Genomic DNA, 19,908 nt, shown 5'->3' on the forward strand with positions numbered 1-19,908 from the left:
CGCCTTGAGACGCTGGCTTTTCTGATCGGCTTATAGCCGTTGTACAAACCACCCGTTTTACGGGTGGTTATGATTTAACCGTTAATGTTCACGACTCTTTTGGTAGTAGTAAAAGACATCAGTTATGAGGATAATCACAACCGCTACCCAAATAGTTTTCATCCGTAAAAAAGGTTGGATGATCGCTGATGAGATTGCTCCTAAAGTAAATGCTAGTACAACAATAAAATAGTTATAAGCAACTCCTAAGTCACTTTTATTATGGTGGTAGACATATTCCATTCCTAAAACTACTGACTTTTTAATATTACCGGTAGTAAATACACTACTGTAACCTGAACCTTCAATTTTACTAAAAGCAGTATTCACTAATGCGAGGCCAAAAGAAACTAGACCAACGGATAAGTAAGTTGGAAAATCTTCTGGCATTGCTCCAATTAGAATACCAATTAGTAAAATCGGAATGAGACAGAAGATTTGCCAATATTTGAGGTGATGTTTAAAGCAAATTGCGATAATGATTCCAATAATATAAAGAATAATTGCCCCACAACGATCGATGATTCCAGTGACATTATGGTTGACAAGGGCAGCTGCGAGAAAGACGATATTCCCGGTTTGCGCTGCTGCGAGTGTGTGCCCACATTGAATATAAGTAAAGGCATCGAGAAAGCCCCCGCAAAAGGTCATGATGATTGCAAACAGGCGTGCTTCTTCAGCGTGGTGAATGTTAAGTAGTTTATACAAGAGATCTCTTCTTTGATGACAAGACTCCTTATAGTATCCTTGAATCCACGAGCGATAAACTAACGGTGGTGTCTAATTTTTGGTACAATTTATTAAGAATAAAAGAAGGAGCGGTAATTAAATGGCAAAGCAATTATTATTGATTGACGGTAACAGCATTGTTTTTCGGGCATTTTTTGCGATGCATAACCAGATTGATAAGTTTACTAATAAGGATGGTCTGCATACTGCAGCGATTTATGGCTTTAAGTTAATGCTTGATCATGTTTTGGGAAATTTCCATCCTGATGCAGCTTTGGTAGCCTTTGATGCTGGAAAGGTTACTTTTCGAACTAAAATGTATGCCGATTATAAGGGCGGACGAAACAAAACTCCAGAAGAACTAACTGAACAGCTTCCCTATGTTCGTGAATTAGTAAGGGATAGTGGACTGCATAGTTATGAATTAAAAGATTATGAAGCTGACGATATCATTGGTACCCTTGCAAGAGAGGGAGATGAAGCCGGCTATGAAACCTTAATTGTCACAGGTGATCGTGATTTAACTCAATTAGCAAGTGATCACACTACCGTTGCTGTTACCCATAAGGGGGTTACCGACACTGAACATTATACGCCTGAACATGTGAAGGAGAAACTAGGGATTACACCAACCCAAATTATTGATATGAAGGCGTTAATGGGAGATAGCTCGGATAATTATCCTGGCGTTACTAAAATTGGTGAAAAAACAGCAATTAAGTTGGTGAAACAATTTGGTTCCGTTGAAGGTATTTATGAAAATATTGATCAACTGAAAAAGAGCAAAATGAAAGAACACCTCGTTGAAGAAGAGGAAGTTGCCCGACAATGTAAAACGCTGGCAACAATTTTGCGTGATGCACCAATTGATATTAAATTAGCCGATCTGAAATATAATGGTCCCCAAACAGAAAAGTTAATTGATTTTTACCAGAAAATGGATTTCCGTTCTTTCCTAAAGAAGATGAATGTTCTGCCAGATGAACAGAAAGTGGAAATTGCCCCAATTAAATATACAGAATTAACTGCTGATAATCTGGAGCTTGTGACACAATTAGGTGATCGGGGAAGTTTTTACTTGGAAATGCCTGATGCTAATTACCATACATCACCTTTTGCTGGATTTGTTCTTGGCAACGGGGAGCAATGGTTGGTAAGTCGTGATCCAGAACTATTAAAGACAAAGCAAGTTCAAAAATGGCTTGCTGATTCGGATATTAAGAAGGATGTCTTTAATGCAAAGGCCCAAATTGTTGGCTTGAATCGTCTAGGACTTGAGTTAAAGGGAATTGATTTTGACTTACTTTTAGCATCCTACCTTTTGAATACAAATGATAATAGTAATGATCTAGGAAAACTCGCCCATGAGCATGAATATACCGATGTACAAACTGATGAGGAAGTTTATGGCAAAGGGGTTAAACGGTCAATTCCGGATGAGGATGAGACATTCTTCAAACACCTTGCTAATAAAGCACGGGCGATTGAAAAATTGCGTTCACAACTATTTAAGCAATTAGATGAAAATGAACAATTACCACTTTATACTGATATTGAATTACCCCTAACTCATGTATTAGCAAAGATGGAAATTACTGGTGTGCATGTTAATGCGCAAACGTTAAAGAACATGGGGAGTAAATTAACTGAGCGATTGGCCGAAATCAAGGAACAGATTTACCAGGAAGCCGGGGAAGAATTTAATATTAATTCCACGAAGCAACTTGGCCAAATCCTCTTTGAAAAATTGAAGTTACCCGTAATTAAGAAGACAAAAACTGGGTATTCAACAGCTGTTGACGTTCTTGAAAAGTTAGCTCCGCAAGCACCAATTGTTGAAAATATCCTTCAATACCGACAAATTTCAAAGTTACAATCGACATATATTAAGGGATTACTGAAGGTAATTCATTCTAGCGACCAGAAGATCCATACTCGCTACCTTCAAACCTTGACCCAAACAGGGCGGCTATCATCCGTTGATCCAAACTTACAAAATATTCCGGTTCGGTTACCTGAAGGACGGCGAATTCGTCGGGCATTTGTTCCTAGTCATGATGGATGGCAAATCTTCTCCTCTGATTATTCACAAGTTGAATTGCGGGTTCTTGCCCATATTACGGGAGACCATAACCTTCAGGAGGACTTTAAAAACGGTGAAGATATCCACGCAAGTACTGCTCGCCGGATCTTTCACTTAAAGCCTGAAGAAAAAATTGACCGAAATATGCGGCGGCGCGCTAAGGCAGTTAACTTCGGAATTGTTTACGGGATTAGTGACTATGGATTGGCCCAACGGATCCATGTTAGTCGGAGTCAGGCACATGAATTTATCCAAAGTTACTTTAAGGAATTTCCTAAAGTAAAGGACTACATTCACGATACAATTGAATTTGCCCGAGAACATGGCTACGTTGAAACGATCACTCACCGTCGTCGCTACTTACCAGACATTAATGCTAAAAACTTTAGTCGGCGATCATTTGCTGAAAGGACAGCAATGAACACCCCAATTCAAGGAAGTGCTGCAGATATCATTAAGATTGCCATGATTAAAATGCAGGACGAACTTGAAAAGCATCATTTAAAGACTAAAATGTTGCTTCAAATTCATGACGAATTGGTCTTCGAGGCGCCAAAGGAAGAAATTCCGGTATTGAGTAAACTAGTTCCAGATGTAATGGATTCTGCTGTGAAACTTTCTGTTCCCCTAAAGGTTGATAGTAAATATGGTGATACTTGGTATGATTTAAAAAAGTAGGGAGGTAGTTAAAATGCCTGAATTACCGGAAGTTGAAACAGTCCGTCGTGGCTTGCTGAAGATTGCAGCTGATCGAAAAATAAATGGGATTGATGTCCATTATGGTAAAACGATTACGAATGATGTTGAAGAATTTCGCCAATCGTTAATTGGGCAGACTATTGAAACAATTGATCGTCGCGGTAAATACCTCCTCTTTCGTTTTAGCAATGATTTGACAATGGTTTCTCATTTACGGATGGAAGGAAGCTACTATACTCAACCTGTAAACGCTCCAATTGATAAACATACTCATGTCGTTTTTAAATTTACTGACGGAACAGAGCTTTGTTATCGGGATACCCGAAAGTTTGGTCGAATGACGTTAGTGAAAACTGGTGAGGAAATGACGGTTGGTGGGTTGAAAACAATCGGCCCTGAACCAACTGCTGCAGATTTTAAGCTTGACTACTTCGAAAAGATTTTACGGCGTAGTCGCGGAAAAATAAAACCATTTTTGCTTAACCAACGGCATGTTGCTGGGTTAGGCAACATCTATGTTGATGAAGTCCTTTGGATGAGTGAAATAAATCCTGAACAGCCGGCCAATACCTTAACGAAGGATCAAATTCAAGTTCTTCATGACAATATTATTAAAGAATTAGCAACGGCAACTAAATATAAGGGAACAACAGTCCATACATTTAAAAATGCATTTGGTGATGCAGGGGCTTTCCAAGAACAATTAAATGCATATGGTCGCAGTGGCGATCGTTGTCCGCGTTGTGGAACGAAAATGGTTAAGATTAAGGTAAACCAACGTGGAACAACTTTCTGCCCTCACTGTCAGCCATTATTGGAGAATAAAAATGACTAAGATAATAGGACTGACCGGAGGAATTGCAAGCGGTAAATCAACTGTTAGTAACCTATTAAGGTTAAGTGGTTACCCCATAATTGATGCGGATCAAATTACCCGCCAATTACAAGCTGCTCATTCGAAAGGACTAGAGCAATTAATTACGGTATTTGGTAAACAAATTCTTAATCCTGATCAAACATTAAATCGGCAAGTTTTAGGATCCTTTGTTTTTAATGATCAAAAGAAGCTCAATAAATTGAATATGGTGATGCAACCATTAATTTATGATGAAATATGGCGGCAAATAAAGCATTATCAAAAGCAGCATATTCCGTATGTTATTCTTGATATTCCATTACTATTTGAAGCTAATTATGCTAATGACTGTGATCTGGTTATAGTGGTAGCAGTTGATCGACAAACGCAACTTCAGCGTTTGATGCAACGAAACGATTATTCGCAGTTTGAAGCAGAGCAACGGATTAATTCGCAGATGTCGTTAGCAAAGAAAAAGAGGCTGGCTGATATTGTAATTGATAATAGTGGTAACCGGGATGAATTAAAACGGCAGGTTGCCAACTTGATTGATCAAATGCACCATCATAAGTTATGATAAAATGAAACTTATTTATGAGTAAGTAAGGAGGAAGGGTAATTGCGTTGTCCACACTGTCATAAAAATGGTTCACGTGTTGTAGACAGTCGGCCAAGTGAAGACGGAACTTTTATTAGGCGTCGTCGTGAATGTATTCACTGTGGTTTCAGGTTCACTACCTTTGAGCGGTATGAAGAAACCCCATTGTTAGTAATCAAAAAGGACGGGACGCGTCAGGAATTTAGTCGGCAAAAGATCCTGAATGGGATTGTTAGATCAGCAGAAAAACGTCCTGTCAGCATGGAGCGTTTAACCAAAGTAACTGATAAGATTGAAAAGGAAGTTCGTAGTCTCGGTGAAAACGAGGTTTCTAGTCAAGTTATTGGTAAATTTGTCATGCAAGAATTAAAAGACGTTGATGAGATTGCTTATATTCGCTTTGCGAGTGTTTATCGGCAGTTTAAGGATGTTGATGCCTTTATGAATGAACTTGAATCAATGATGAAAAGTAATGATAAAAAGTAAAGGGGAACGAGGCCAAAATGACTGAAGCTAAATCAATATTTGATCCAAGTGCTGGATATATTGTTACCGCTAGCTATCGGTGGTCAAACTTTGATGAAAATGTTTTTGACCTTTTTTACCAGCCAATTTTAGGCCCGACTTCCTTTGCAATGTTTCATGCACTGCACTCACAAATGAATGAAAGACCAGTAATTAGTGAGCGACAGCTGCAATCACAATTGTTGATCCAATTAAATGCTGGACGCCATGATGCAGCCGAAGCGGTTCAACGATTAGAGGCTGTTGGAATGTTACGAACTTTTCACCAAATGGACCAACTTGGTGAGTTATTTGTGTATGAACTTCAACCAACAATTACGCCAACTGAATTTATCAATGATAATCTTTTAAGTGTATTACTCTTAGATGCTGTTGGAGAAAGTCGCTTTAAGGAACTGAGAAAGTTTGCAAATCGGTACACGTTAGAAGGTTTTCAATCTTCTCTGAAAGAAATTACGCATAATTTCTTTGATGTTTTTCATGTTGACGAACAGCAAATAACCCATTTGCCAGTGGAAATTAGTTCTGCCCGGAAATCGTTAGTGGACGAAAAACAACCGGTGAAAAAAATAGCTTCTATCAATTTTGATTGGCCAACTTTAGTTCAATTGCTAAGAAACCAACCAATTACTGAAACTGATTTAGATGCTAACCGGGAGTTGATTCAGGTTGAACACCAGCTTTATGGAATAGATGAACCAACGATGGCGCGGTTGCTTACCCAGTCAACAGACCTAGCGACAAACAAAATTCAGTCACGGAGATTAAAAAAGATTATTGCCGAAAAGTATCGAATCGATGCCAAAAAATCCAGTAAAGAAAGTGTTGGGGCAGAAAAAGCAGCAAAATCATCAGCAAGTTTTTCTCAAGAAGAGCAGCAATTGATTGAAACATGTAAGTATTACGCACCGATTACTTTTCTCCAACAATTAAAACAACAAATGGGAGGCTTTGTAACTTCCGGTGAGCGAGCAATAATTCGGAGCTTGATCCAAGAACAGCAGCTAGATGCAGGAGTAGTGAATGTCCTTTCTTGGTATGTAATTGCATCACTCGGGCGTTCAACTCTTCAGGCAAATTATGTTAACGCAATTGCTAATAACTGGATGCGTGCAGGCGTAGCAACAGCTGAGGAAGCTTTGGAACATATTCATAACTTTAACAATAAGAAAACACAACAACACTCAAAACGTTCAGCAAACTATTACCGTCAACGGACCGTAACCGTTCGCGAGAAGATGCCAGCTTGGACTAAAGAAGATGAAAAGAAGAGTGAAAAATCGACACCGGAACAGTTGAATAAGCTTCGTCAACGGTTGGCAAGGCGGAAAAAGATAAATGGTTCTAAAGGGGATGATGGCAAATGAAGTCATTAAGCAAAACGATGAGTGAGATTATGAAACAGCAGAATTTTGAACCTGCTTATAAGCAAATGATGAGCCAGGTACTTAAGGATCCAGAAGTTGCCGCATTCCTGAAGAAAAATGCTCAGAGGCTTTCACCACAAGCAATTGATCGTGGCGAGGCTAAACTTTATGAATATTACCATGAAAAGCAGTTGATTAGTAAAGGGACGGCTACAGTAGCTCCTGGTTACTCTCCCCAATTAGTTGTTAATGCAGGTCAGATCGATGTGACATATGTTCCAACTAAAAAGTTAATTGAGCAGCAACACCAAGCCCATATCAAACGGTTAGTATCATCAATTAATATGCCAAAGTTTATTCGTAATGCATCATTTGATCACTTTTACATTGATGATGCTCACCAGACCGAAACGCGAAATGCGGCTTTAAATGCTGCCTTAGACTTTGTTGAACAGTATTCTGCGAGCGATTTTCGCCCGGGATTATATCTTTATGGTCGTTTTGGTGTTGGAAAGACCTACCTTCTGGGAGCAATCGCCAATGAACTTGCACGACAAAAAGGTGTTGCGACAACGATGATGCACTTTCCGAGTTTTGTAGTTGAAATGCGTAATTCAATTAAGAACAATAACTTAGGACAAAAACTAGATGCTGTAAAGAAGGCACCAGTGTTAGTTCTTGACGATATTGGCGCCGATGCAATGACAACTTGGGCTCGTGATGATATTCTTGGTGTGATTTTGGAATACCGGATGCAAGAGGAGTTGCCGACATTCTTTAGTTCCAACTTTTCAATGGCAGAACTTCAGGACCATCTAGCAGTAAACGTCAAGGGTGATTCTGAACCAGTAAAAGCAAGTCGGATTATGGAGCGGATTAAATTTCTTTCACGTCAATATGAGATGGCTGGAGCTAACTTACGAGAAAAAGGGGAGAAATCTGAATAGTTTTAGTGCTTTCCCTTGACATTAGCTGAATGCTTTAGTATTCTAGATAGCGTTGAAAGAAAAAGCAGGAGCACCCGCTTCTCGCCTAGGTGATAAGGATTGCCGGGCTGACGAGTTAAATAAAACAATTTCGGGATTGTTTATTATTAGCGGGGTGTAGATTGCACTCCGCTTTTTTGCTTGATCTTTCGCTAATAAAATTGGAGGTGCGTTGCCATAGCTCAAGATATGATTGTCAATAACGGTATTCGTGCTCGTGAAGTACGGCTTATTGGTCAAGATGGTGAACAATTAGGAATCAAGTCAAAGCGTGAAGCTTTACAATTAGCTGAAGATGCTAACCTTGATTTAGTTCTGGTCGCTCCAAAGGCTCGGCCAGCTGTTGCCCGGATCATGGATTACGGAAAGTACCGTTACGAAATGCAAAAGAAAGAGCGTGAAGCTCGAAAGAAGCAAAAGACTGTAACGGTTAAGGAAATTCGGTTGAGTCCTTCAATCGATACAAATGACTTTAATGTTAAATTAAAGCGTGTTCGCAAATTTATCGAAAAGGGCGATAAGGTTCGTGTTTCCTTACGATTCCGTGGTCGTGCTATCACTCATAAGGATATCGGTCGTGACATGATTGAAAGAATGGCCAAAGAAACTGAGGACATTGCAACAGTTGTACAACGACCAAAGATGGAAGGGCGGAGTATTTTCTTAACTCTTGCTCCAGCTGCTGATAAAGCAAAAAATTAATTTAAGAAAGTAGGGAATTTTTCTTATGCCAAAGATGAAGACTAACCGTGCCGCTGCAAAGCGTTTTAAGCGTACTGCTAATGGTGGATTCAAGAGTGCTAACTCATTCACCAGCCACCGTTTCCACGGTAAGACCAAGAAGCAACGTCGTCAATTACGTGGCTTGAGCATGATGGACAAGTCCAACGTAAAACGTTACAAGAAGTTATTACCATTTAAGTAAACTTCGTTCGAAATAAGAAAAAACACGTAGGAGGAATTCAACATGCGAGTTAAAGGTGGAACTGTTACGCGCGCACGTCGTAAGCGCATTATGAAATTAGCAAAGGGTTACCGTGGTTCAAAGCACCGTCTTTTCAAGACTGCTAAGGATCAAGTAATGAAGAGCTACACTTATGCTTTCCGTGACCGGAAGGTTAATAAGCGTAAGTTCCGTGAACTTTGGATTGCCCGGATTAACGCTGCTGCACGTATGAATGACATTAGCTACAGCAAGTTAATGCACGGTTTGAAGTTAGCTAACATTGACATTAACCGTAAGATGTTGGCTGATTTGGCTGTTAACGATGCTGAAGCATTTAAGGCAATCGTTGATGAAGCAAAAAAGGCTCTTAACTAAGAGTTCTTAAAATGAAGCAACGATCATTGGTGAGCAGCCAGTGGATCGTTGCTTTTTTATTTTCTCTTGTTATCGAGACGTTAAAAAGTAGCAGATAAGCGAAATAATCGTTATAATTAGAATGATAGTAATTATTTGAGAGGTACAACGTTGTTAGAAGAGTTTAAACCAACATGGATGGTAAAGAGTATTTATTCGGTTTCTCCCGAACAATTAAAAGCTCATGGCATTCGTGCTGTTTTTAGTGATTTAGATAATACTTTAATTGCTTGGAATAACCCAGAAGGAACACCGGAATTACACCAATGGATGGCAGAATTAGAGGATGCTGGGATCCCATTGATTGTTATTTCTAATAACAGTAAGGAACGGGTAGCAAAGGCTGTTGAGACTTTGAAATTGCCATTTATGTCCCGTTCATTGAAACCTTTAAGCTTCGGAATTACTCGGGCACGAAAGAAGTTAGGCTTATCTAAGGATGAGGTTGTGATGGTTGGCGACCAACTAATGACGGATATGCTAGCTGCTCATCAGGCCGGGGTTCGGAGTATTTTAGTTAAGCCGATTATCAAAACAGATAAGTGGACGACTAAAATGAACCGGTTCTTAGAAAAGTATGTATGGCGGAGTTTACACCGTCATTATCCAGATTTAAAATGGCAGGAGGATTTGAATGACTGAAGAGAAGCAAAATCTTGATGATTTACGGTGTATTGGTTGTGGGGCAAAGATTCAAACCACGGATCCAACAGAACCAGGATATACACCACAATCGGCATTAGAAAAGGGCTTAGAGAGTGATGAATTATATTGTCAGCGGTGTTTTAGGCTCCGGCACTATAATGAAATTGCTCCGGTTTCCTTGAGTGATGATGATTTCCTTCGTCTTCTTGGCCAGATCCGTGATGATGATGCCTTAATTGTCTATGTAGTTGATATTTTTGACTTTAACGGGAGTATTATTCCGGGACTTCACCGTTTCGTTGGTTCTAATCCCGTATTACTTGTGGGCAATAAGGAAGACTTGCTTCCACGTTCATTAAGACGTTCAAAATTACGTGATTGGTTACGACAACAGGCTAATTTAGCTGGCTTGCGACCAATTGATACCGTCCTTGTTTCTGCAAAGAAGAACCACCAAATTGACCATTTGTTAGAATTGATCGATAAATATCGTCAAGGACGTGACGTTTATTTTGTAGGGGTAACAAATGTTGGGAAGTCAACATTGATTAACCAGATCATTAAGCAACGAACTGGAATTAAGGAACTAATTACGACCTCCCGCTTTCCGGGAACAACATTGGACCGGATTGAAATTCCACTTGATGATGGTCAAAAGTTAATTGATACTCCCGGTATTATTCATCAACACCAAATGGCCCATGTTTTACCAGCTAAGGATTTGAAATATGTTTCGCCACAAAAGGAAATTAAGCCACGAACTTACCAATTAGATTCGGGGCAGACTATTTTTATGGGTGGTGTAGCGCGGTTTGATTATTTATCAGGTCCTCATACGGGAATAATTGCTTATTTTGATAATAATCTTCCTTTACACCGGACAAAGCTAGCTAATGCTGATCGTTTTTACGAGAAACATAATGGTGAATTGTTAACACCACCAACGAAAGATGAATTATCTGATTTTCCACCACTAGAACGTCAAGAATTTCATTTAACTGAAAAGAGTGATGTTGTTTTTGAAGGATTAGGGTGGATTACCGTTCCAGCTGGAACAACAGTTGCTGCTTGGGTGCCAAAGGGTGTCTCAAGTCTAGTTCGTCGGGCAATGATTTAAAAAAGAGGTACAGAATGGAATTAAGAGGAAAGCAAAAGCGATTTTTAAGGGCGCAAGCAAATCATCTTCAACCAATCTTTGCGGTTGGTAAGGAAGGGTTAACTCAAAATTGGGTTGATCAATTAGATGGAGCATTGGATCGCCGAGAATTAATTAAGGTAAATATTCTTCAAAATGCTGACGTTACCACAAAAGAGGTTCAGCACTTTATTGAAAGCCAAACTGAAATTCAAGTTGTTCAGATCATTGGTCGGGTACTGGTCCTTTTTAAAGAATCAAAGAATAAGGATGCTCGGGAATTATCTTCAAAGGTAAAAAAGATCTAATTGAGGTGGAGACTTTTGCAACAATGTGGAGTTTTAACTAGTACGGAAACAGTTACTGAGCCCCAAGCAAAATTAATTCATAGTCAACAACGGCAACGGGTGGGCTTATATGGAGGAACATTTAACCCCATTCATAATGCGCACCTATTAGTAGCTGATCAGGTTCAATCCTTATTATGCTTAAATCGGGTTGATTTTATGCCTGATTTCATTCCGCCACATGTTGATAAAAAAACGGCAATTGATGCCCACAAGCGGGTTGAAATGTTGAAACTGGCAATTAAAGGTAACCCACATTTTGGCATTGAGCTAACTGAACTTGAACGTGGTGGTGTTAGTTATACCTATGACACGATGAAACATCTTTTAGATAAGAATCCACTAACGGAATACTACTTTATTATTGGTGGTGATATGGTGGATTACTTGCCTAAGTGGCACCGGATTAACGATTTGGTTAAATTGCCTCGGTTCCATTTTGTTGGTGTTCGACGTCAAGGAGCCCAGAATGAAACAAATTATCCAGTAATTTGGGTTGATGTTCCAACAGTTGCCTTTAGCTCAACAGATATTCGCCACCGAATTTCTACAGGACAATCGATTAAATATATGGTTCCTGAAAAAGTTGAACAATTTATAAAGGAGCACCGGCTTTATCATGAGTAAAGAAGTAATTACATACCAAAAACACTATATTCCGTTAACACGGGATGAATTAGTTGAACGTTTGCATCTCGCATTGCGGCCCAAGCGGTTTAATCATGTATTAAGGGTTGAAAAAACCGCCATTGAACTTGCTAAGGCTAATGGAGTTGATTTAGAAAAGGCAAGTATTGCGGGCCTATGTCACGACTATGCAAAGCAACGACCAGATGATGTTTTCGTTCAGGTAATTAAGAAGAAAAAGATGTCTCCTGAATTGTTGAACTATGGAAATGCGATCTGGCATGGTGTTGTTGGAGCAGAATTGTTAAAGGATGAATTAGGAATTTGGGATGAAGATATTCTAAATGCTGTTCGTCACCATACTACTGGTGCTGCGATCATGAGTAAGCTAGAACAAATTGTTTATATGGCAGACTACATTGAACCTGCCCGTGATTTTGATGGGGTTCAAAAAGCTCGCGAAATTACTGCTACTGATCTTGGTGCTGGTGTCGCTTACCAGACTAAGCATACTCTTCAATACTTGATTGCAAATAATAAACCAGTTTATCCAAAGACAATTGAAACTTACAATGCCTGGGTACCAAAGTATGAAAGGAAGATAGATTAAATGGATAGTAAAAAATTATTAGAAATGGCTGTTAAGGCCGGTGACGGTCGCCGGGCCGAAGATATTGTTGCCTTAAAGGTTGACCAGATTAGTCCGATGGCTGATTACTTTGTCATTATGACCGGGGGTTCCGATCGTCAAGTACAAGCAATCGCTAACGCTATTATTGAAAAGGCTCACGAGGAAAAAGTTAATATTGGAAGTGTTGAAGGGAAGAACCATGCACACTGGGTATTAATTGACCTCGGCGATATTGTTGTTCACGTCTTTCGTGAAGAAACCCGAGCTTTCTATAACTTGGAAAAGTTATGGTCAGATGCACCTATGGTTAATATTAACGATTGGATTAATGACTAATGATTTACCAGAGTTTTGCCCAACTATATGATCAATTATTTGATCAGGAGCTGTACAAACGCTGGCTTGATTTTACGTTAAAGCAGGGTCAAACTGTTATTTCAGGTAAGTGTTTAGATCTTGCAGGAGGCGCAGGACGTCTAGCTGTCATGCTTGCTCAAAAGCGGGTTAATGTTACGGTTGCTGATTTTTCTTCTGAAATGCTAAGTCTTGCACGTCAACATGCCGATGAGGCTGGTGTTGAATTGGAACTTATTGAAGCTGATATGCGCGATCTAAATCGTTTGCCAAAGTACGATTTAATAACTTGTTATGCTGATTCACTAAACTATTTAGAGGATCTTTCTTCAGTTCAGACGACTTTCCAGCAGGTTTACAAGCATTTAACTGCTAATGGGATATTCCTCTTTGATATGATTAGCCCGTATAAAACTGATATTGTCTATCCAGGCTACATGTATAATTACGAAGATGATGATCACCAGCGAGCATTTATGTGGCGAAGTTTTATGGATGATGATGTTGAGCATGGGGTGATCCATGATTTGACTTTTTTCAATCAATTAAACGACGGAAAGTACCAACGGGTTGGTGAAACTCATTTTGAACGAGCTTATTCAATGTCAGAACTAGAAGATTCATTAAAGATGGCTGGGTTTAGTCAAATTGAAATTAGTAGTAATTTTGGACAGGAAAAAGCAACTGATGAGGACGAGCGGTGGTTCTTTAAGTGTCGGAAGTAGGGTGTAGAATGCGTGCAGTTGGATTAGTTACCGAGTATAATCCTTTTCATAATGGTCATATTTACCATATTGAACAAGCTAGGAAAATTACGAATGCTGATGTAGTGGTTGCCGTAATGAGTGGTAATTTTACCCAACGTGGTGAGCCCACGATTCTTGATAAATGGCAACGAACGCAAGCAGCATTACAAAATGGGGTAGATTTGGTAGTTGAATTACCTATCTTTATGGCTGTTCAACCAGCTCACCGTTTTGCGGCTGGGGCATTAGAGTTATTAAATGATTTGCAGGTTTCGGATGTGGTTTTTGGTGCAGAGCATCCGTTATGGGATTTTGCAAACTTTGTTGAAGCAGAAAAACATTTTAGTCAACGTGGGTTTGAAAAATTTAATGCAACTTATGCTACCCAGTTTAATCAACAACTGAGCAGTTTGACAGGACATAGTTTAACGGATCCCAATGATATTTTGGCTTTTTCATACTATAAGGCTAAACTTAAAAATAAGTATTCGATTCACTTACACCCAATTAACCGACTAGGAAGCCAATACCATGACCAAACGATTAAGGGAACAATTGCGAGTGCTAGTGCAATTCGTGAAGCGGTTAGTAAGCATGAAACAATTGACCAAGTTGTTCCTAAACAAACTGCAGATCTGCTTGAAAAAATCAAATGTGTACCCGGTTGGGAACAACTTTACCCCTTATTAAGGAATTTTCTTATCCAGACGCCGCTAGAACACCTTCAGCAGATTTACCAAATGGCTGAGGGATTAGAGCATCGTTATCGAGAAGCTGCAGAACGTGAATTGACGTTTTCTGGATTTATTCGCCGGGTAAAAACAAAACGCTATACTTACTCTCGATTACTGCGGGTGTGCTTGTATACCGTAATGGAGATTACCAATGACCAAGTTTCCCAAGCAAGTACCCACCCTTACCTTCATGTTCTGGGCTTCAATGAACAAGGGCGTGAATATTTACACCAAATAAAGAAAAGTGTCCAATATCCCTTATTAACGAAAATTAGCCAAAGTGAACATGATGGATTAGTTAACTTAGACTATCGGGCTGGAAAGTTGTATCAAATGTTTACAGGTGTGGAACAAGATGTTAAACACGCGCCAGTAATTCTTAAAAAAACGAATTAAAAGTGTCAAGGATAAAACATTGACAAGCAATTTTGTGACTAGTATAATTGTGCTTGTTGCATTAGGAGGTTATGACGATGAAATGGTCAATAGCAGAGTTACATCGTTACTCAGATGAACCGCTACACATTCAGACAACCCTCGATTTAAATAAGATCTTAACAGCATCATTTCCGGACACCATCTTGGCTGTTCAACCAGTTAAGGTTGATGGATATGTTAGTTATGATCAGGGGGATGTTACCGTTAATTCTCATGTTGAGACAATGGTAACTGTACCTTCTAGTCGATCATTAACACCCGTAGCGTTACCGCTTAATTTTTCGTTTATTGAGACATATATTGATGATCCAGCTCACCTTTCTCGTTATGAAGATGACGAGGATAATGATGAGATTGTCTTTGTCTTAAAGCACGGTGAGAAGATTGATTTCAACGAAGCCGTTGCTGAAAACATTGTTGAGCAGATTCCGTTGCGAGTTCTTTCTGATGATGAACGTAATGGTAAGTCATTACCAAACGGGAAAGGCTGGGAAGTTATCACCGAAGATGACTATAAAGCTAATCAGCAGAATGCTAAAAAAGTTGATCCACGTCTCGCTAAGTTGAAAAAACTATTTCCTGATCAGGATGAAAAAAAGTAGCGGACGGTTAACAACCATTTGTGGATAATTAATTTCTTAGGAGGTGTCAAACATGGCTGTTCCAGCACGGAAGACTTCAAAGACTAAGAAGCGTATGCGTCGGGGTCACATTAAGTTAAGTGTACCTGGTCTTGCACCTTGCCCAAACTGTGGTGAACTTCGCAAGTCACACATGGTATGTCCAAATTGTGGCTACTACGACGGTAAGCAAGTTGTTAACACTAACAACTAAATAACCAAAAAAGACCTTTTCTTAGGCGCCGGACCTGAAAGGGTCTTTTTCTTTTTTTAAAATTTAATGCGTAACTTAAAACACTATCATATTAACGCTAGGGTTTATTAGAAAATTGTGATAAAATTATTGTGTTTTATTAATGTACGAAATAACAATTAATTGTGTAGGTGAAATCAATGAGTCGAATCTTAATTATTGAGGACGAAGAAAATTTAGCAAAGTTTGTCGAAATGGAACTCAAACATGAGGGGTACGAGACAGATGTTGAATTAGATGGACGTGCCGGTTTACAAGCAGCACTTAATCAGGATTTTGATCTGATCTTGCTTGATTTAATGCTACCGGAATTAAATGGAATTGAAGTTGCACGACGAGTTCGGGAAATGAAAAATACCCCAATTATTATTATGACGGCTCGTGACTCTGTAATTGATCGGGTATCTGGTTTTGATCATGGTGCTGATGACTATATTGTAAAGCCATTTGCTATTGAAGAACTTTTGGCCCGGGTTCGTGCTCTATTGCGGCGGATTAATATCGAGGACAGTAGTAATAAGGAGCACCAGACAACTGTCCAATATAAAGATTTAACAATTGAAAAAGAAAACCGGGTAGTTCGTCGTGGGGATGAAGTTATTAACCTTACGAAACGAGAATATGAACTACTTTTAATCCTAATGGAAAATATCAATGTTGTAATGTCACGAAAAGATCTTTTGAGTAAGGTCTGGGGTTACGATTCTAAGGTGGAAACGAACGTTGTTGATGTTTATATTCGTTACCTCCGGAATAAGATTGATCGCCCTGGTGAAAAGAGCTACATTCAAACAGTTCGGGGCACAGGATACGTTATTCGTTCCTAGGATTGACTAATGGAAAAAGCGAAGAAGCAAAAGAAATTTTTCTCCTTAAAACTAAAGTGGGCTTTAGGGACTTCGGTTGGTTCCTTCCTAATTTTCTGTATTGTGGCGATGTCATTATTCAGTGCCTTTACCCAGAACCTTTTACACTCTGAACGTGAATTGCTAGGTTCTGGGATGAATGTGATTAGCCAGCGGTTAGGGCGAAGTGATACAACACTGGATCGAGCACAGATTAGTAATATTATTATTCCTGATCGAGAACGGGATAATTTTATTAGTGGTCAGCGTTATAGACGACCGATTATTCAAGAATTAAGTGATTCTCATTTAATTGTTAATATCTATAATCCACAAAAACAGAATATTTTTAGCACTGGGGAGTCCTTAAGTCATGTTCAACTTTCAAAGGACAAGCAAGTAAGAGAAGTTAAGGGACCTAGTCATAATGTTCTTGCTGGTACTCAGGCAATTTATTCTCGTCAGGATCATCGCTTAATTGGTTATTTACAAGTTGAGAATAAGCTAAATGCGTATTATAAGAGTTATAATCAATTTAAGTTAGTCTGCTTTTTTGCGATGCTTCTAGTAGTCCTGACCAGTGGGTTATTAGGTTATTTCTTGTCGTACTTCCTCTTGCAGCCGTTAGGAGATATTCATGATACGGTTAAGGAAATTAGTAAGGATCCAACAAAGAGTATCCGGGTACCAGTTACCGGGAGAAATGATGAATTAGCAGAGTTAACAGCGATGTTTAATGAAATGCTTGACCGGATGCAGCGATATATCGATCAACAGTCACAGTTTGTTGGCGATGTTAGTCATGAACTGCGGACACCCGTCGCAATCATTCAGGGACATTTGGAAATGCTGCAACGTTGGGGGAAGGATGATCTAAAAGTATTAGATGATTCATTAGCGGCGTCCCTCGCTGAGACTAAGCGGATGAAGAATTTGGTTCAGGAAATGCTTGATTTAAGTCGTGCTGAGCAAGTTGAAATTAATTTTCGTAACCAGCGAACAGTTGTTAATGATGTTGTTCACCAGGTATTCAATAATTTCAAAATGCTTTATCCTGAATTTACTTTTACGTTGGATGACGATCTTCACTCACCGGTTATTAGCAATATTTACCGTGACCATCTAGAACAGGTATTAGTAATCCTTTGTGATAACGCGATTAAGTATTCGCAAGAACGAAAGGAAGTCCATATATCCCTTTCTCGGGGAATGAGTACGGTTGAAATTGGAGTTCAAGATTTCGGTGAAGGAATTGCTCCTGAGGATGTAAAAAAGGTTTTTGATCGTTTCTACCGGGTTGATAAGGCACGAAGTAGAAAAAAGGGTGGCAATGGGTTAGGCCTTTCGATTGCCAAACGGTTAATTGAGGGTTACCATGGTTCGATTGCTCTTGAGAGTTCATTAGGAGCTGGTTCAATTTTTCGGATTATCTTACCGATTGTTGAGGAAGATGATTTAGGGAAAGCTGACACTAGCGCAGAAGATAAAAACTAAATATAGGTTTGAGCACCAAACGAAAAATGTGACTGAAGTGGTAAATAACTTTGGTTTCCATTCTTTGTTTGGTGCTTTTTATAATGTTCCTAACTCAATTCGTTTGATTAAAAGCTAATTTTTGAGCAAAATTAACATCATTTGCACAAAAGAACTTAATTTAGGCTTATAATGTAAGCGGATAACTTAATATTTTTAAGGAATTGGAATAAGGAGTTGAAGATCCGTGGCGACGGAAAAGAAAAAGTTAATTAAGACGCCGACGCTAGTTTTGATGATTATTTCCACTATTTATGGATTTGGAAATGTCTCAATTGCTTATGCTCAGATGTCATACGCAGGAATGTTTTGGTATATTGTTGGTGGGATTTGTTTCTTTTTCCCATGTTGCCTAATGATGGCTGAATATGGTTCAGCATTTAATGAGGCTAAGGGGGGAATTTATTCCTGGTTAGCTGGTTCAATTGGGGAGAAACTGGCATTTATCGGGACCTTCATTTGGCTTGCAAGTTGGGTCTTATGGTTAGTTTCAAGTGCTTCTCGACTTTGGATTACCTTATCCGCACTGCTCTTTGGTCGAGATACTACCCAAAGTTGGCATATTGGCTCCCTTGGTTCAACTCAACTAATTGGGGTTTTAGCAATTATCTTTGTCATTATTGTTACCTGGTTGAGTTCACGAGGAATTAATGGGATTACCAAGATTAGTTCTTTTGGTGGTGCGTTTATGATTGCGATGAACTTCATTTTTATTTTTGCTAGTTTAGTTACAATTATTGCTAACCATGGTGTGCCAGCACAACCTATTCATGGTTTAAAGACATTCTTTGTTTCGCCTAACCTATCGTTCCAAACACCAATTGCAATTATTTCGTTTGTTGTTTACGCCATTTTCGCATATGCCGGAATGGAGAACCTTGGTGGTGTTACTGATAGTATGAAGAACCCCTCCAGAACTTTCCCTAGAGGATTAACAATTGGGGCAATTTTGACCATTGGTAGTTACGTGTTAATGATTGTAATGACCGGGTTTAGTGTTAATTACAACCAGGTAATTGCCAAATCAAGTGTTAATCTTGGGAACGTTACTTATGTTGTATTCCACCGTTTGGGCTATATGATGGGTGTTTCCCTTGGCCTTAGTCATGGAGTAAACCTCTTCTTGGGTGATCTATTCACACGGCTAATTGCCCTTGCCGGGATGATGGGAATGCTTGGTGCAATGTTCGTCCTTGTATATACACCAATTAAGTCGTTTATTATGGGATCTAATCCTGATTTATGGCCTGCCCGAGTTACAAAGTTAAACCAGCATGGGATGCCAGCCTTTGCAATGTGGATCCAAGCAATTATTGTTTCAATAATTATCTTCCTGGTTGCCTTTGGTGGCTCTGCTGCTGCAAGCTTTTACCAAATCTTAACTGATATGGGGAATGTTTCTACTTGTGCTCCTTACATTTTCTTGGTTGGGGCCTTCCCAGCATTCCAGCGGAAGAATATTCCGCATGACTTTGTTGTTTTCAAGAACCGTTTCTGGACAAAGATGTTGGTATGGTTTGTTGAAATTATTGTTTGCTTAGGAATCATCTTTACTTGTATCCAACCAATCTTGGATCGTGACTTCCAAACTGCTTTCTGGACAGCGATTGGACCAATCTTCTTTGGAATTGTTGCCTGGATTCTCTATGATTACACGTCAAAACATGCTCGCGCATAATAATGTAGAGGGCGGCTGTAAAATGTAGGAAATCGGCGGTTTAAAATTGTCGGTTTTCCTGCATTTTTTGTATACTCACT

Annotated in this window: 23 protein-coding genes and 1 other annotated feature; of the genes, 22 read left to right on the plus strand and 1 reads right to left on the minus strand. The window is 39.3% G+C overall.

Annotated features, from left to right (window positions below; all coding sequences use genetic code 11):
- Positions 1–81: 81 nt before the first annotated feature.
- Positions 82–747 carry a YoaK family protein gene (locus tag H9564_RS07970; protein ID WP_225209623.1) on the minus strand — a complete coding sequence of 222 codons (666 nt, stop codon included), beginning with the start codon at positions 745–747 and terminating at the stop codon, positions 82–84.
- Positions 748–868: 121 nt separating this feature from the next.
- On the opposite strand from H9564_RS07970, the gene polA reads away from it, so the two are divergent.
- The 22 genes from polA to yjeM all read left to right on the plus strand — a co-directional run bounded on the left by polA (position 869) and on the right by yjeM (position 19,828).
- The gene (polA, locus tag H9564_RS07975) at positions 869–3,529 is read left to right on the plus strand and encodes a DNA polymerase I (RefSeq protein ID WP_191684959.1); all 2,661 of its coding nucleotides are present in this window, start codon (positions 869–871) and stop codon (positions 3,527–3,529) included.
- Between the two features lie 13 nt (positions 3,530–3,542).
- A complete protein-coding gene (mutM, locus tag H9564_RS07980) occupies positions 3,543–4,385 on the plus strand; it encodes a DNA-formamidopyrimidine glycosylase (RefSeq protein ID WP_191684960.1) in 843 nt (280 codons plus the stop codon).
- Complete coding sequence (coaE, locus tag H9564_RS07985; protein WP_191684962.1) at positions 4,378–4,983, plus strand: dephospho-CoA kinase; 606 nt, start codon at positions 4,378–4,380, stop codon at positions 4,981–4,983. Before mutM ends, coaE begins: the two co-directional genes overlap by 8 nt.
- Positions 4,984–5,025: 42 nt before the next feature.
- The gene (gene nrdR / locus H9564_RS07990) at positions 5,026–5,490 is read left to right on the plus strand and encodes a transcriptional regulator NrdR (protein WP_191684964.1); all 465 of its coding nucleotides are present in this window, start codon (positions 5,026–5,028) and stop codon (positions 5,488–5,490) included.
- Positions 5,491–5,507: 17 nt separating this feature from the next.
- Entirely contained in the window at positions 5,508–6,896 is a 1,389-nt protein-coding gene (locus H9564_RS07995) for a replication initiation and membrane attachment family protein (RefSeq protein ID WP_191684966.1), read from the plus strand.
- On the plus strand, positions 6,893–7,843 hold the full coding sequence (dnaI, locus tag H9564_RS08000; protein ID WP_191684968.1) for a primosomal protein DnaI: 951 nt from the start codon (positions 6,893–6,895) through the stop codon (positions 7,841–7,843). The genes H9564_RS07995 and dnaI overlap by 4 nt, the downstream gene beginning before the upstream one ends.
- 56 nt (positions 7,844–7,899) lie before the next feature.
- Positions 7,900–8,029 (plus strand) — a sequence feature (ribosomal protein L20 leader region).
- A 42-nt stretch (positions 8,030–8,071) separates the two neighbouring features.
- Positions 8,072–8,584, plus strand: coding sequence for a translation initiation factor IF-3 (gene infC / locus H9564_RS08005; protein WP_003717273.1), 513 nt, complete (start codon positions 8,072–8,074; stop codon positions 8,582–8,584).
- 25 nt (positions 8,585–8,609) lie between these two features.
- On the plus strand, positions 8,610–8,807 hold the full coding sequence (gene rpmI / locus H9564_RS08010; RefSeq protein ID WP_007123449.1) for a 50S ribosomal protein L35: 198 nt from the start codon (positions 8,610–8,612) through the stop codon (positions 8,805–8,807).
- Positions 8,808–8,849: 42 nt separating this feature from the next.
- Positions 8,850–9,203 carry a 50S ribosomal protein L20 gene (gene rplT / locus H9564_RS08015; RefSeq protein WP_003717274.1) on the plus strand — a complete coding sequence of 118 codons (354 nt, stop codon included), beginning with the start codon at positions 8,850–8,852 and terminating at the stop codon, positions 9,201–9,203.
- Between the two features lie 150 nt (positions 9,204–9,353).
- On the plus strand, positions 9,354–9,884 hold the full coding sequence (locus H9564_RS08020; RefSeq protein ID WP_191684969.1) for a YqeG family HAD IIIA-type phosphatase: 531 nt from the start codon (positions 9,354–9,356) through the stop codon (positions 9,882–9,884).
- Positions 9,877–11,004 (plus strand): ribosome biogenesis GTPase YqeH, encoded by a 1,128-nt coding sequence (gene yqeH, locus H9564_RS08025; protein ID WP_191684971.1) that lies wholly within the window; start codon positions 9,877–9,879, stop codon positions 11,002–11,004. The genes H9564_RS08020 and yqeH overlap by 8 nt, the downstream gene beginning before the upstream one ends.
- Positions 11,005–11,018: 14 nt before the next feature.
- Positions 11,019–11,330 carry a ribosome assembly RNA-binding protein YhbY gene (gene yhbY, locus H9564_RS08030; RefSeq protein ID WP_191684973.1) on the plus strand — a complete coding sequence of 104 codons (312 nt, stop codon included), beginning with the start codon at positions 11,019–11,021 and terminating at the stop codon, positions 11,328–11,330.
- A gap of 15 nt (positions 11,331–11,345) precedes the next feature.
- On the plus strand, positions 11,346–11,996 hold the full coding sequence (locus tag H9564_RS08035; protein WP_191684974.1) for a nicotinate-nucleotide adenylyltransferase: 651 nt from the start codon (positions 11,346–11,348) through the stop codon (positions 11,994–11,996).
- Positions 11,989–12,606 (plus strand): bis(5'-nucleosyl)-tetraphosphatase (symmetrical) YqeK, encoded by a 618-nt coding sequence (gene yqeK, locus H9564_RS08040; protein ID WP_191684976.1) that lies wholly within the window; start codon positions 11,989–11,991, stop codon positions 12,604–12,606. Before H9564_RS08035 ends, yqeK begins: the two co-directional genes overlap by 8 nt.
- Positions 12,607–12,963: a ribosome silencing factor gene (rsfS, locus tag H9564_RS08045; protein WP_191684977.1), complete on the plus strand. Its 357-nt coding sequence runs from the start codon at positions 12,607–12,609 to the stop codon at positions 12,961–12,963.
- Complete coding sequence (locus H9564_RS08050; RefSeq protein WP_191684979.1) at positions 12,963–13,706, plus strand: class I SAM-dependent DNA methyltransferase; 744 nt, start codon at positions 12,963–12,965, stop codon at positions 13,704–13,706. Before rsfS ends, H9564_RS08050 begins: the two co-directional genes overlap by 1 nt.
- Positions 13,707–13,714: 8 nt before the next feature.
- Positions 13,715–14,857, plus strand: coding sequence for a nucleotidyltransferase (locus H9564_RS08055; protein ID WP_191684981.1), 1,143 nt, complete (start codon positions 13,715–13,717; stop codon positions 14,855–14,857).
- A gap of 77 nt (positions 14,858–14,934) precedes the next feature.
- Complete coding sequence (locus tag H9564_RS08060; protein ID WP_191684982.1) at positions 14,935–15,501, plus strand: YceD family protein; 567 nt, start codon at positions 14,935–14,937, stop codon at positions 15,499–15,501.
- Between the two features lie 52 nt (positions 15,502–15,553).
- The gene (rpmF, locus tag H9564_RS08065; RefSeq protein WP_182581633.1) at positions 15,554–15,733 is read left to right on the plus strand and encodes a 50S ribosomal protein L32; all 180 of its coding nucleotides are present in this window, start codon (positions 15,554–15,556) and stop codon (positions 15,731–15,733) included.
- A 179-nt stretch (positions 15,734–15,912) separates the two neighbouring features.
- Complete coding sequence (locus H9564_RS08070) at positions 15,913–16,599, plus strand: response regulator transcription factor (RefSeq protein ID WP_182581632.1); 687 nt, start codon at positions 15,913–15,915, stop codon at positions 16,597–16,599.
- Positions 16,600–16,608: 9 nt separating this feature from the next.
- Positions 16,609–18,111 carry a HAMP domain-containing sensor histidine kinase gene (locus tag H9564_RS08075; protein WP_191684983.1) on the plus strand — a complete coding sequence of 501 codons (1,503 nt, stop codon included), beginning with the start codon at positions 16,609–16,611 and terminating at the stop codon, positions 18,109–18,111.
- A gap of 226 nt (positions 18,112–18,337) precedes the next feature.
- Positions 18,338–19,828, plus strand: coding sequence for a glutamate/gamma-aminobutyrate family transporter YjeM (gene yjeM, locus H9564_RS08080; RefSeq protein WP_191684984.1), 1,491 nt, complete (start codon positions 18,338–18,340; stop codon positions 19,826–19,828).
- The last annotated feature ends 80 nt before the right edge of the window (positions 19,829–19,908 follow it).

It is taken from the genome of Limosilactobacillus avistercoris (genome assembly GCF_014836425.1).
Classification (GTDB): Bacteria; Bacillota; Bacilli; order Lactobacillales; family Lactobacillaceae; genus Limosilactobacillus; species Limosilactobacillus agrestimuris.

Bases quoted from the DNA above. Each gene is read 5' to 3' on its own strand.
- rsfS (WP_191684977.1), top strand. From the start codon at position 12,607: ATGGATAGTAAAAAATTATTAGAAATGGCTGTTAAGGCCGGTGACGGT.
- dnaI (WP_191684968.1), top strand. From the start codon at position 6,893: ATGAAGTCATTAAGCAAAACGATGAGTGAGATTATGAAACAGCAGAAT.
- mutM (WP_191684960.1), top strand. From the start codon at position 3,543: ATGCCTGAATTACCGGAAGTTGAAACAGTCCGTCGTGGCTTGCTGAAG.
- coaE (WP_191684962.1), top strand. From the start codon at position 4,378: ATGACTAAGATAATAGGACTGACCGGAGGAATTGCAAGCGGTAAATCA.
- infC (WP_003717273.1), top strand. From the start codon at position 8,072: ATGATTGTCAATAACGGTATTCGTGCTCGTGAAGTACGGCTTATTGGT.
- H9564_RS08050 (WP_191684979.1), top strand. From the start codon at position 12,963: ATGATTTACCAGAGTTTTGCCCAACTATATGATCAATTATTTGATCAG.
- rplT (WP_003717274.1), top strand. From the start codon at position 8,850: ATGCGAGTTAAAGGTGGAACTGTTACGCGCGCACGTCGTAAGCGCATT.
- yqeH (WP_191684971.1), top strand. From the start codon at position 9,877: ATGACTGAAGAGAAGCAAAATCTTGATGATTTACGGTGTATTGGTTGT.
- yhbY (WP_191684973.1), top strand. From the start codon at position 11,019: ATGGAATTAAGAGGAAAGCAAAAGCGATTTTTAAGGGCGCAAGCAAAT.
- rpmF (WP_182581633.1), top strand. From the start codon at position 15,554: ATGGCTGTTCCAGCACGGAAGACTTCAAAGACTAAGAAGCGTATGCGT.
- H9564_RS07995 (WP_191684966.1), top strand. From the start codon at position 5,508: ATGACTGAAGCTAAATCAATATTTGATCCAAGTGCTGGATATATTGTT.
- H9564_RS08060 (WP_191684982.1), top strand. From the start codon at position 14,935: ATGAAATGGTCAATAGCAGAGTTACATCGTTACTCAGATGAACCGCTA.
- H9564_RS08070 (WP_182581632.1), top strand. From the start codon at position 15,913: ATGAGTCGAATCTTAATTATTGAGGACGAAGAAAATTTAGCAAAGTTT.
- yqeK (WP_191684976.1), top strand. From the start codon at position 11,989: ATGAGTAAAGAAGTAATTACATACCAAAAACACTATATTCCGTTAACA.
- H9564_RS08055 (WP_191684981.1), top strand. From the start codon at position 13,715: ATGCGTGCAGTTGGATTAGTTACCGAGTATAATCCTTTTCATAATGGT.
- polA (WP_191684959.1), top strand. From the start codon at position 869: ATGGCAAAGCAATTATTATTGATTGACGGTAACAGCATTGTTTTTCGG.
- rpmI (WP_007123449.1), top strand. From the start codon at position 8,610: ATGCCAAAGATGAAGACTAACCGTGCCGCTGCAAAGCGTTTTAAGCGT.
- H9564_RS08075 (WP_191684983.1), top strand. From the start codon at position 16,609: ATGGAAAAAGCGAAGAAGCAAAAGAAATTTTTCTCCTTAAAACTAAAG.